At 64.2% G+C, this 11,909-nt stretch carries 10 protein-coding genes; 1 reads left to right on the top strand and 9 read right to left on the bottom strand.

Annotated features, from left to right (window positions below; translation table 11 throughout):
* Positions 1-120 precede the first annotated feature (120 nt).
* The 8 genes from H1D44_RS19840 to typA all read right to left on the bottom strand — a co-directional run bounded on the left by H1D44_RS19840 (position 121) and on the right by typA (position 9,718).
* Complete coding sequence (locus H1D44_RS19840) at positions 121-1,434, bottom strand: branched-chain amino acid ABC transporter permease (RefSeq protein WP_181517003.1); 1,314 nt, start codon at positions 1,432-1,434, stop codon at positions 121-123.
* A complete protein-coding gene (locus H1D44_RS19835) occupies positions 1,434-2,441 on the bottom strand; it encodes an ABC transporter permease subunit (RefSeq protein WP_181517002.1) in 1,008 nt (335 codons plus the stop codon). The genes H1D44_RS19840 and H1D44_RS19835 overlap by 1 nt, the downstream gene beginning before the upstream one ends.
* Positions 2,442-2,469: 28 nt before the next feature.
* The gene (locus H1D44_RS19830) at positions 2,470-3,174 is read right to left on the bottom strand and encodes an ABC transporter ATP-binding protein (RefSeq protein WP_181517001.1); all 705 of its coding nucleotides are present in this window, start codon (positions 3,172-3,174) and stop codon (positions 2,470-2,472) included.
* 94 nt (positions 3,175-3,268) lie between these two features.
* Positions 3,269-4,039 (bottom strand): ABC transporter ATP-binding protein, encoded by a 771-nt coding sequence (locus H1D44_RS19825; protein WP_181517000.1) that lies wholly within the window; start codon positions 4,037-4,039, stop codon positions 3,269-3,271.
* A gap of 111 nt (positions 4,040-4,150) precedes the next feature.
* The gene (locus H1D44_RS19820) at positions 4,151-5,596 is read right to left on the bottom strand and encodes a sodium-dependent transporter (RefSeq protein ID WP_181516999.1); all 1,446 of its coding nucleotides are present in this window, start codon (positions 5,594-5,596) and stop codon (positions 4,151-4,153) included.
* A gap of 197 nt (positions 5,597-5,793) precedes the next feature.
* The gene (locus tag H1D44_RS19815) at positions 5,794-6,120 is read right to left on the bottom strand and encodes a hypothetical protein (RefSeq protein WP_181516998.1); all 327 of its coding nucleotides are present in this window, start codon (positions 6,118-6,120) and stop codon (positions 5,794-5,796) included.
* A 40-nt stretch (positions 6,121-6,160) separates the two neighbouring features.
* A complete protein-coding gene (locus tag H1D44_RS19810; RefSeq protein ID WP_181516997.1) occupies positions 6,161-7,687 on the bottom strand; it encodes an amidohydrolase family protein in 1,527 nt (508 codons plus the stop codon).
* Between the two features lie 183 nt (positions 7,688-7,870).
* On the bottom strand, positions 7,871-9,718 hold the full coding sequence (gene typA, locus H1D44_RS19805) for a translational GTPase TypA (protein WP_181516996.1): 1,848 nt from the start codon (positions 9,716-9,718) through the stop codon (positions 7,871-7,873).
* Between the two features lie 338 nt (positions 9,719-10,056).
* Between typA and H1D44_RS19800 the strand changes: the two genes are divergently transcribed.
* Positions 10,057-10,599 (top strand): glycosyltransferase family protein, encoded by a 543-nt coding sequence (locus H1D44_RS19800; protein WP_181516995.1) that lies wholly within the window; start codon positions 10,057-10,059, stop codon positions 10,597-10,599.
* A gap of 58 nt (positions 10,600-10,657) precedes the next feature.
* Here the strand turns inward: H1D44_RS19800 and H1D44_RS19795 are convergent, their stop codons facing one another.
* Positions 10,658-11,629, bottom strand: coding sequence for a Bug family tripartite tricarboxylate transporter substrate binding protein (locus H1D44_RS19795; RefSeq protein ID WP_181516994.1), 972 nt, complete (start codon positions 11,627-11,629; stop codon positions 10,658-10,660).
* Positions 11,630-11,909: the final 280 nt, after the last annotated feature.

The raw sequence follows: 11,909 nt of genomic DNA, 5'->3' as shown, positions 1-11,909 counted from the left end.
AACTCGTCGCTGTACTTGTTCCTCATAGAAAAACCCCGAAGGTTGGATTGGGTGTCCAACTTTCGGGGTGCAGTTCATTTCCCGCCGGGGCCTCGATCTTTCTAGCGGTTGGCGCCGGGTCTAGTCATGATGCTTAACCTTTTCCGGTAACAACCCATTCGGCGCAAAGCGCAGCACCAGGGTGATCAGCAGGCCGATGACGAACACCCGCGCCTGTAGCGCCCGGCTGTCGAGGTTGCCCGGCGCCTGCCAGCCGAACCAGCCCTCGCCGATGCTCACCGCGCCCTGCATCAGGAACAGTGCCAGCGGCTCGGACATCAGCCAGATGATGTAGACCGCCACGGCACCGAAGATGGTGCCCAGGTTGTTGCCGGGCCCGCCCAGGATCACCATCACCAGCACCAGGAAGGTGTGGTTGAGCGGCAGGTAGCCGTTGGGGTCGAACAGGCTGTTGAATGAGGCCAGCGCCCCACCGCCGACGCCCATCAGGATGCAGCCCAGCACGAAGATCTCCAGGCGGCGCCTGTTGATGTCCTTGCCCATCGCCGAGGCGGAGATCTCGTTGTCGCGGATGGCGCGGATCATGCGGCCCCAGGGGGCGTGGTAGGCGCGGTGCAGCAGGAAGAAGATCACTGCGATCATTGCCGCCGTCACCGAGAGGTAGAGCGCCCGCGCCAGGGTGAAGCCCAGCTCGCTGGGCCCCGGCGTCGGCCAGGGCAGCGGCGAGACGGTAGCGGTGCCGCGGGTCAGCCAGTCGGAGTTCTTGAGGAAGGCCTTGATGATTTCGGCGATGCCCAGTGTGGCGATGGCCAGATAGTCGCTGCGCAGCCCCAGACAGATATGGCCGATGAAGTAGCCGATACCGCCGGCCAGGGCGCCGCCGACGATCCAGCCGGTCCAGGCGGGCAGGCCGAAGCCGCCGATGAAGCCGGCGCGGGACTGAATCTCGCCGGTGACACCGCGCAGCATGCTGATTATCACCAGATAGAGCGTCACGGCCAGCACCACGACGATGACCGTGCGCAGCTTTTTCGGCACACCGATGCGGTCGAGCTTGGTGGCGCCGTAGACCAGCATTGCCGCAGCCATGCCGTAGAGCAGCACCCGGCCCAGTTCGCCAGGCAGTTCGGTGCCCCAGAAGGCGTCGTTGACCGGTACGCTGAAGAGCATGGCGGAGAAACCGCCCAGGGCGACGAAGCCCATCACGCCGGCATTGAACTGGCCGGCATAGCCCCACTGGATGGTCAGGCCCAGGGCCAGAATGGCGTAGCAGGAGGCCTCCACCAGCATGCGGGTGCTGTAGGCCGTACCCATCATCATGTAGATGGTGAGGATCACCGCCAGCAGGGCGCCAAACAGGACGATTTCACGCAGCGGGAAGCGCGATGGCGCCGCAACGATGTCTTCCCGGCGTTCGGTACGTTGAGCGTTCATCAGATCACCTTACCCTTGAAGATGCCGGTGGGGCGCCACACCAGGATCGCCACCAGGATGAAGAAGGGCACCACGATCTTGTATTCGGTGCCGACGAAGGCGAGGTTGCGTGGGATCTCGATCCACTCGGGGAGCAGGTGGGCGATGGGACGCAGCAGTACCGACCAGTTGAATACCGCCAGGGTCTCGGCGAAGCCCACCACGAAGCCACCGGCGATGGCACCGTAGGGGTGGCCCACGCCGCCGACGATGGCCGCGGCGAAGATCGGCAGCAGCAGGAAGAAACTGAGGTCGGGCTTGAAGGTCACGTCGAGCGACAGCAGGGTGCCGGCGATGGCGGCGAGGCTGCCGGCGATCACCCAGGTCACCGAGACGATGTAGTTGGTGTTGATGCCCGAGGCCCGCGCCAGGTCGGGGTTGTCGGACATGGCGCGCATGGCCTTGCCCAGCCGCGTGCGGTTGAGGAACACATGCAGCCCCACCACGCAGGCAATGGTCAGGATGAACAGGATGATCTGCGGCTCGGTGACGATGATCGGCCGGGTGGCCAGCTCGAACGGCACGTCGAGGCGGTAGATCGCCTTGCGCTCGCCGGCCAGGTACATGTTCTGGGCGCTGGTGCCGGCGAACAGGCGAATCAGCCCCTGCAGCATCAGCGTCACGCCCAGCGAGCCGATCACGATGACGATGGGCTTGACCCCGTGGGCTCGCAGCGGCTTGTAGAACGCCTTGTCGATACCCACGGCCAGCGCGGCGGTGAGAATCATCGCCAGCGGCAGCATGACGATGGGGGTGGGCAGCCCCACCACGCCGCCCACGCCGGGGAAGGCCAGGGTCAGCAGCAGCACCATGAAGGCGCCGAAGGTCATCATGTCGGCATGGGCGAAGTGGGCGAAGCGCATGATGCTGAAGATCAGCGTCACGCCGATGGCCCCGATGGCGTAGATCGAGCCGGTCACGCTGCCGGCAATGATCACGTTGTTGATGAAGAATACCAGTTCGTTCACGACTTGCTCTCCAGTACGGGCTCCGGGCTCAACCGCCCAGGAAGCTCTTGGCCACTTCCGGGTCGGCGAGCAGGGCGGCGCCGGTGTCGGTGAAGCGGTTCTTGCCGGCCGCCAGGACGAAGCCCTTGTCGGCGATGGCCAGGGCCTGCTTGGCGTTCTGTTCGACCATGAGGATGCCGACGCCGGCGGCGTTGATCTCCTTCACCCGCTCGAAGATCTCGTTCATGTAGAGCGGTGAGAGGCCGGCGGTGGGTTCGTCGAGCAGCAGCACCTCGGGCTCGGCCATCAGCGCACGGCCCATGGCGACCATCTGGCGCTGGCCGCCGGAGAGCTCGCCGGCAGGCTGGTGGCGCTTGTCGTAGAGCGGAGGAAAGAAGTCGTAGACCTGCTTGAGCATCCGTTTCACGTTGTCCGGCTTGAGAAAAGCGCCCATCTCCAGGTTCTCTTTCACCGTGAGGCTGGGGAAGACGTTCTTCTCCTGGGGCACGAAGCCCATGCCCCGCTGTACCAGCTTGTTGGGCGGCAGGTTGTGGATCGGCTCGCCGCGCAGCAGGATTTCACCCTGGCTGACGGTGAGCAGGCCAAAGATGGCCTTGAGCATGGTCGATTTGCCGGCCCCGTTGGGACCGACGATCACACCGACCTCGTCGGCCTCGATCGACATTTCCACCCCGTTGAGGATGTTCATGCCGCCGTAGCCGCCGTGCACGTCGCGTGCTTCGAGTAGTGGCATCGTGGAGTCTCTGCGCTGTCGTTACTGTTCTTCTTGTGGCTGTTCCGGGCCGCGGGGCAGGCGTGACCTCTCCCTCAGGCAGCGGTGGAGCCCCTCAGGCGGCGGTAGAGCCAAAATAGGCTTCGATCACCTGAGGATTGTTCCGGATTTCTTCGATGGTGCCTTCGACCATCACGCTGCCCTGGGCCAGTACGATCACCGGATCGCACAGCCGCGCGATCATGTCCATGTCATGTTCGATGACCAGGAAGGTGTAGCCCATCTCGCGATTGAGCCGCTCGATGTTCTCCACCAGGTCGCCCAGCAGGGTGCGGTTGACCCCGGCGGCGATCTCGTCGAGCAGCACCACGCGGGCGTCGGTCATCATGGTGCGGCCAAGCTCCAGCAGCTTCTTCTGGCCGCCGGAGAGGTTGCCGGCCAGCTCGTTGCGCACGTGGTGCAGGCCGATGAAGTCGATTACCTCGAGCGCCTTCTGGCGCACTGCGACTTCCTCGCGGCGCACCTCGCCGGGCTTGAGCCAGGCCTTGAGCAGGCTCTCCCCGGCCTGCTGTGGCGGCACCATCATCAGGTTCTCGAGCGCCGTCATGTGGGAGAACTCATGGGCGATCTGGAAGGTGCGCAACAAACCTTTGTGGAATAGCTCGTTGGCGGGGCGGTTGGTGATGTCCTCGCCATCAAGCAGGACCTGTCCGCTGTCCAGCGGCAGTGCGCCGGCAATGATGTTGAACAAGGTCGACTTGCCCGCCCCGTTGGGGCCGATCAGGCCGGTGATGGAGCCCTTCTCGACCTGGATCGAGCAGTCGTTGATGACTTTCAGGCCACCAAAGGCCTTATGGACGTGCCTGACGTCGATGATGGATGGCATGTTGGTTCCTGCACAATTTATATCTTTGTTATGCGCCCAGCCCTGCTTATGGCGTGCGAGGCTGGCCGGCGTCTATCGAGCCGCTGCACGCGGCGGCGATCTTCTGCGTCGTTACTGTTCCTGACTCTTTTCCACGAGGAAGGTGCGACCGGCGGCAAAGGCGCCGACGATGACCAGGGCGCCGATGGCCGGTATCAGGTAGCCGTGCACCTGCGGCAGCGTGCGCAGGAACACGAAGGCTACCGCAGCCGGTGCCACGAAGCGAACCAGGAAACGCCATACCTGGAACCAGGTCTCGCTGGTGCGCATCTCCTTCATGACTTCGGAGTGGGTCAAGGCCCATCCGGCAAACAGCGCGATCAGCATGCCGCCCAGGGGCATGAAGATATTGGTCAGCAGCTCGATGAAATCGAAGGCGCTGCGGCCGAACAGGTCGTGGAAAAGCCCGGTTTCGGCCCAGATGTTGAAACTGCTCACCGTCAGCAGGCCCAGTGCCCAACTGGCCAGCACCATGCCGAACACCGCCTGCGGGCGGGTGAGATCGAAGCGCTCGACGAGGAAGGCGGCCACCGGCTCGATCAGCGAGATCGATGAACTGATGGCCGCGCCCAGCACGAGGATGAAGAACACCCCCCCGATCAGCGCGCCGAACGGCATCTCGGCGAAGGCCAGCGGCAGGGAGATGAACATCAGGCCCGGGCCGGAGCCGGCATCGAGCCCGGCGCCGAACACCAGTGAAAAGATCGCCAGGCCGGCGACCATGGCTACGGCGGTATCGACGAAGGCCACGGCGAAGGCGGTGCGAGTCAGTGAGGCCTGGTCGGACATGTAGGCACCGTAGGCCATGATCGCGCCCATGCCGAGGCTCAGGGTAAAGAACGACTGGCCCATGGCCTGCAGCCAGCCTTCGAGGCTCAGTTCGGCCAGGTTGAAGGTGAACAGGAAGCTTGCTGCCGCGGCGAAGTCGCCATTGACGAAGCCATAGGCGAGCACCCCCAGCAGGATCAGGAACAGTGCCGGCATCAGGATGCGCAGGCTGCTCTCGATGCCCTTGTGTATACCCAGGCCGACGATCAGCCCCGAGGCGATGATGAACAGGGTGTGGTAGAGCGTGAGCAGCGCCGGGGAGGCCAGCAATGCATCGAAACCGTCGCTGACGGTCTGGGCGTCGGCCCCGACCAGCGAGCCGGTGAACATCTGCCAGGTGTAATGGATCGCCCAGCCGGCGATCACCGAATAGAAACTGAGAATCAGGAATGCCGAAGCGCCGCCCAGCCAGCCGATCGACTCCCAGGCGCGAGAGGTTTTATGGGTTCGTGCCAGGAAGCGCATGCCCATGATCGGGCTTCTACGGCTGGCGCGTCCGAGCATGGTCTCGGCGATCAGGATCGGGATGCCGACGGCGAAGATAGTCAGGGCGTAGACAAGGATGAAGGCACCGCCGCCGTTCTCGCCGGTCAGGTAGGGAAAGCGCCACAGGTTGCCAAGCCCCACTGCCGAGCCGACCGCGGCCAGCAGAAAGGTGCCCTTGTGTGTCCAGACGTTGTGCGTACTCATTGGCGATCCGATGACTCGTCGTGTGGCCTTGTGGGCCGTATGTTGTCGCCGCCAGGTGCCGCTGGGTGGGGCCTTTTGGCAGGCGCGTACACTTTGCGACAGAACCTGCGGCGTGACCAGAGCCCAAGCGTTAAGCCTGCGTTGGAAATGGCAGGTGACCGGGGGTCGGGATCATGGAAGTCCGTGTGTCATGAAAGTCACTGCGGCTCCTCGTCTTCTTCCTCGTTGTCCCCCGGACGAGGCTCGAAGGCGCGGTCGGCATCCGGCAGCCTCACCGTGTCGCCGAGGGCGAGCTTGCCGAGCAGCTTGCGGCGCTTGCCGCTGTGGGGCTCGATCAATGCCACGACCTCGCCGATGCTGGTGCCGTTGACGTAGGCCTCGACCCGCACCCGCACCACCATGCCCTGGTAGCGAGCCGAGAGGATGTCGCCCGGGCCGGGGTCGGAGTAACCGGTCGGGTCCTGTTCGTAGTGGCGCAAGACGCTGTCGGCGCCGGGGTCGTCCCATTCCACATGGCGATGCATGGTTCGCTCCTCCTTAATCTCCTCGCAGCTCGGCATGCCCTCAGTCGAATAGACGACGGTCGACGCCGGCGGCCTCGAACAGATAGTCACGCGAGGCGGTGAGCTCGTCGCGCAGGCGGGGAAGGTCCGCCCCCAGCAGCTGGCCGCGCCACTTGCGGATGCGACCGCCGACCAGCACCGTCTCGACGTTGCTGCGCTCCATCAGGGTGACCACGGCGCCCGGCACGTTGTTCAGCGGCGCCACGTTGATCGCCTCGGCATCCAACAGCAGGATGTCCGCCTCCTTGCCCGGCGTCAGCGAGCCCACCCGCTGCTCCAGCTTCAGCCCCTTGGCGCCGCCCATGGTGGCGTAGCGGATCACATCACGCGACGTCAGCAGCGCCGGCCGCTCCTCTTCGCCCTGCAGCGCCAGCTCGTTGACGAACATCCGCTGCAGCGTCAGCGTGGAGCGCATCTGGGTGAAGAAATCGGCCGTCATGGTGCACTCCACGTCGCTGGAAAGCGAGGGCAAAATGCCTAGCTCCGACGTTTTCATCAGCGGCGGTGTGCCGTGGCGCATGGTCATCTCGATGGGCACCGCCAGCGACACATGAGCGCCTGCATCGTGCACCGCCTGCCAGGCCATGTCGCTCATGCCGGTCATGTGGATGAGGATGTGGTTCTCGGCGAGCTGTCCGCTTGCTGCCAGCTCGTCGAAGGTCTCGGCCATGCCGAGGCTGCCGACCACGTGATAGGCCAGCGGCAGCTCCAGCTCGCGGGCCAGCGCCCAGGCAGCCTCGTGGTCGGGCAGGTAGATCTCGCCGCCCATCACCATGGTCATCATGCCGTCGGCGGAGACGCCCTCGCCGCTGGCGAAGTACTGCTCGCGAATGCGCCTTGCGTCCTGCGGGTATCGGGTGTGCTCACCCTGGCCCTCGAAGTAGCCGAATACGCTGCGCCGGATGGAGTCGCGCAAGCCGTCCAGGGCGGCATCGGAGTGCTCGGGGCTGTGGTGGATCTGGCTGGTGTCCATCACCGTGGTCACCCCGGCGTCGAGCTGGCTGAGCGAACCGAACAGCTCGTTGATGTAGACATCCTCGGGGCGGTAGACCGGGGTCAGCTTGCCGAGGATGTGATCCATGTAGTTGGGCGAGCCTTCCGGCGTGCCGTCGTCGAACATGATGCCGTCGGCCAGAAAGCTGCGCAGGGCCGTCTCGAATAGATGATGATGGGTATCGACGAAGCCCGGCATGACGATGCGTCCGCGGGCGTCGATCACCTCGGCATCGCCGGCCTCGAGCTCGGCGCCGACGGCGACGATACGGCTGCCTTCGATCAGCACGTCGCCGTGGGCGAAGTCTCCCACTTCGTCGTCCATGGATAGCACATGGCCGCCGCGGATCAGCACGCGCCGCCCCGCCTCGCCGCTATGTGCCGGCATTTCGCTGCGGGCTTCGTCGCTGTGAGTGGCGGCGTTGGCTGAGGCGAGCAGGCCGCCGCCGGCCATGGCGCCGGCCCCCGCGGCCAGGGTGCCCTTGAGAAACTCGCGGCGTGTCGCACCGGCGCGCGCTTGGCACAGTTTGCACATGGTGTCCACTTGCCTCCCTGGCGGCTCGAGTAAGTCGTTGCGGTCAGCTTCAACCTAGGTTCTGGGAGCGCGAAATGCCAAGAATCGGGCCTGCAAGAGCGTGGCCAGGATGTGCGGAAAGGGGGTGTGGGCGAAAAAAAACCGGCGCCAGGAGCTGACGCCGGTTCGTGTCCGCAGAGCGGCTTACTTCTTGGCGCGCTTGCGCTCGTGCTCCTTGAGGAACTTCTTGCGCAGGCGGATGTGGTTGGGGGTGATCTCCACCAGCTCGTCGTCGTCGAGGAACTCGATGGCCTGCTCCAGGCTGAACTTCACCGGCGGGGTCAGCACGATGTTCTCGTCGTTGCCCGAGGCACGCATGTTGTCGAGCTTCTTGCCCTTGGTGGGGTTGACCACCAGGTCGTTGGCGCGGCTGTGGATGCCCACCAGCATGCCCTCGTAGACCTCGGTGCCATGGTCGATGATCAGCTTGCCGCGATCCTGCAGGGCATAGAGGGCATAGGCCAGCGCCTTGCCGTCGACCATCGAGACCATCACACCATTACGGCGCTCGATGGCAGCGTCGGGCTTGAGCGCACCGTAGTGGTCGAAGCGACTGGTGAGGATGCCGGTACCGGAGGTCAGGGTCATGAACTGGCCGCGGAAGCCGATCAGGCCGCGAGCGGGGATCATGAAGTCCAGGCGAACCCGGCCCTTGCCATCGGGGTTCATGTTGGTCAGCTCGCCCTTGCGGTAGCCGAGCTCCTCCATGATGGCGCCCTGGTGCTGCTCCTCGCAGTCGATGATCACTTCTTCGTACGGCTCCTGCTTGACGCCGTCGATCTCCTTGATGATCACCTCGGGGCGGCCCACCGCCAGCTCGAAGCCTTCGCGACGCATGGTCTCGATCAGTACGGAAAGGTGCAGTTCGCCGCGGCCGGAGACCTTGAACTTCTCCGGGCTTTCACCCTGCGCGACGCGCAGCGCCACGTTGTGGATCAGCTCCTGGTCGAGGCGATCCTTGATATTGCGACTGGTGACGTACTTGCCGTCGCGGCCGGCGAAGGGCGAGTCGTTGACCTGGAAGGTCATGGAGACGGTGGGCTCGTCCACCGACAGCGGCGGCAGCGCCTCGACGGCAGCCGGATCGCACAGGGTGTCGGAGATGGAGAGCTCGTCGATGCCGGTGATGCAGACGATGTCGCCGGCGGTGGCGAGCTCGGTCTGCACCCGCTCCAGACCCATGTGGGTCATCACCTGGCCGACCTTGCCCTTGCGGGTGTTGCCGTCGGTGTCGATCACCACGATCTGCTGGTTGGGCTTCACCGAGCCGCGCTTGATGCGGCCAAGACCGATGACGCCCACGTAGCTGGAGTAGTCCAGCGCCGAGATCTGCATCTGGAACGGGCCGTCGAGCTCCACCGCCGGCGGCTCGACGATGTCGACGATGGCCTGGAACATGGGCGACATGTCCTCGGCCAGGGTATCCGGCTCCATGCCGGCGATGCCGTTGAGCGCCGAGCAGTAGACGATGGGGAAGTCGAGCTGTTCGTCGGTGGCGCCGAGGTTGTCGAACAGATCGAAGATCTGGTCGATGACCCAGTCGGGGCGTGCGCCGGGGCGATCGATCTTGTTGACCACCACGATCGGCTTGAGGCCCTGGGCGAAGGCTTTCTGGGTCACGAAGCGGGTCTGTGGCATGGGGCCGTCGACGGCGTCGACCAGCAGCAGCACCGAGTCGACCATCGACATCACGCGCTCGACCTCGCCGCCGAAGTCGGCGTGTCCGGGAGTGTCGACGATGTTGATGTGGAAGTCGTGACCGTTACCGTCCTGCCAGCGGATCGCGGTGTTCTTGGCCAGGATGGTGATGCCGCGTTCCTTTTCCTGGTCGTTGGAGTCCATGACTCGTTCCTGACCTTCGGCCTTGCGGTCGAGGGTGCCGGACTGGCTCAGCAGCTTGTCGACCAGGGTGGTCTTGCCGTGGTCGACGTGAGCGATGATGGCAATATTGCGCAAACTCTCAATGTGAGAGGGGTTTACAGCTGTGTTCATAGGGTGTGACTCATCAACAGGTACGCACCTATGTACACATCGGGACGAAGTACCCTAGGCGCGGGGTAGGGGAGTGGAGGCGCATTGTACAGATATCACGGGGAAGGGAATAGCATTAGCTGGCGATATGACGCAGATCAGGCTTGCATATGGCTCTCTTCCATGCCCGGCTAGCCGGTTTCTTCACCTTTCCCCAGCATTGCTGGGCCTGGCCTTGGGCAGGGCAGTGCGAGGAAATTCAGCAGGGAGGGGGTCGACACTTTTCTATACTCAAAGCTACATTTGGTAACGTTAATCTTTGGCCATAGGTACAGGTCACGCTTCGTGGAGCCCGATCGATGCCCCTCCCAAGCGTCATTTTTGATGCTCGCACGGCAGGTGCGAAGCTGCCTCGCCATCTGAGCGCCTTTGAGCAGGCAGCCAGGCACTGGCAAAGCGGCTATGAACTGCTGGTGGTCGACGATACAGGCGACCGCCGGCTGCCGCCATTGGCGCTCAGGCATCAGGCGATATTGCTCTCCTGCAGCGAGGCCACTTTGGGGGGGCGCCTCAATTTCGCTGTCGGAGCCAGCCATGGGGAGGTGCTGTTGTTTCCGGGGCTGGGAGATTGGCGTGTACCGGCTTGGCTCGGTCAGCGCCTGGCAATAGCCGAAAGCGAGAGGGGGTGGGATGCGGCCATTCTTCCGGTGCAATACCCGGGCTGGCTGAGGCGCTGGTGGGCCTCGCTATACCGCTCTTCGCCGCGTGACACCTACTGGGTCGCTCGCGACTGGTTCGAACGCATCGGCGGCTTCGACCCGCAGTTGGGCAGCGATGCCCTGCCCGATTTGCTCGAGCGTCTGCGCGCCTGTCAGGCTCGCGTGGCTATCGAAAGCGCTTGAGCCAAGTGCCCACCGCTGGGTGGGCACTTTCATGGCTAGCCGTCATTGCTTTCGAGGCTCAGTCGTCCTCGGGAACGCCACCCATGCGCTCCAGCAGTTCGCGGTAGTTGTCGGACTGGGCGTAAAGCATTTCGGTGGCTTCCTCCTCGCCGCGGAAGTGCACCGGCATCAGGATGCGCTCTTCGGTGATCTCGATGAAACGCTCGTCCTGGGTGGCAGCCTCCAGCGCTTCGGCCAGGCGCTCGACGTGGGCGTCCGGGGTGTTCTTGGGCACCACGACGACGCGGAAGTCGGAGGTGTCGAGATCGTAACCGGCTTCCATCACGGTGGGAGCATCCGGGAAGGCGAACAGGCGCTCGCTGTCCATGCTCAGCAGTACCGGCATCTCGCCGGTCTCGGCGTAGCCTGAGTGGGTGCCGCCGCTGTAGCCGAAGTCGACATCGCCGGAGAGGATCAGTGGTGCCATGCCGCCGCCACCGGAGGTGGGCACGATACGCAGGTCGAGACCTTCCTGCTCCATGATGTACTCGATCACCAGCCGATCCAGGGCATGCTGGGTCGCGTAGCTGGTACCCGGATTCTCGCGAGCATACTCCACCAGGTCTTCCCAGCTATCGCCGAACGGGCGGTTTTCGCCGGTGACGATGGCATGCTGCACGGTAGTGATGCTGGCGACATAGCGGAAGTCGTCCAGGGTGAAGTCGGTGTCATGGGCATGCGGTGCGAAAGTGAGCGTGCCATTGGTGCCAGCATAGACGAAGGTGTGACCCTCATCCTGGTTGTTCATCAGCCGCGTCAGCGATACCGCGCCGCCGGCGCCGGGCTGGTTGACCACGCTGACCGGCTGGCCGAGTTCTTCTTCCAGCACATTGGCCAGCACCCGGGCCTGGATGTCGGTGGAGCCGCCGGCGGCAAAACCCACCACCAGCGTCAGTGGCTTGGTCGGGAATTCGTCGGCCTGGGCCTGGCCGGCCATGCCCAGGGCGATCGTTGCAGTAAGCACAGCAGTGCCGATCAGCTTCAATTTCATTATTGTTACCTCTTCTTGTCTCACGCCCTCGGTGCGAGAAGCGCTTGGGTTGCAGGCGCAAGGCTGTTTACCCTGTGTCGCCTGTTGTGCCTCGCCTCCGGAATGGCGGGAAGCGCAGCGGTTCGAGTGACTTTTCTCAAGCCAGTGTGTCCGGTCAAGCGGGCGGAGCCTTGAGCCGCTTGCGCAGCCATTGACGATAGCTGCTCCAGCCCAGGTGCAGCGCCATCAGCACGGTGAAGACGACGAAGGCCAGGGCGATGGGGCGGTCGAGCAGGATGGC

The organism is Billgrantia kenyensis, from assembly GCF_013697085.1.
Lineage (GTDB): Bacteria > Pseudomonadota > Gammaproteobacteria > Pseudomonadales > Halomonadaceae > Halomonas > Halomonas kenyensis.
Note: the sequence above shows the minus strand (reverse complement) of the source record. Positions and strands in the feature narration are given on the sequence as shown.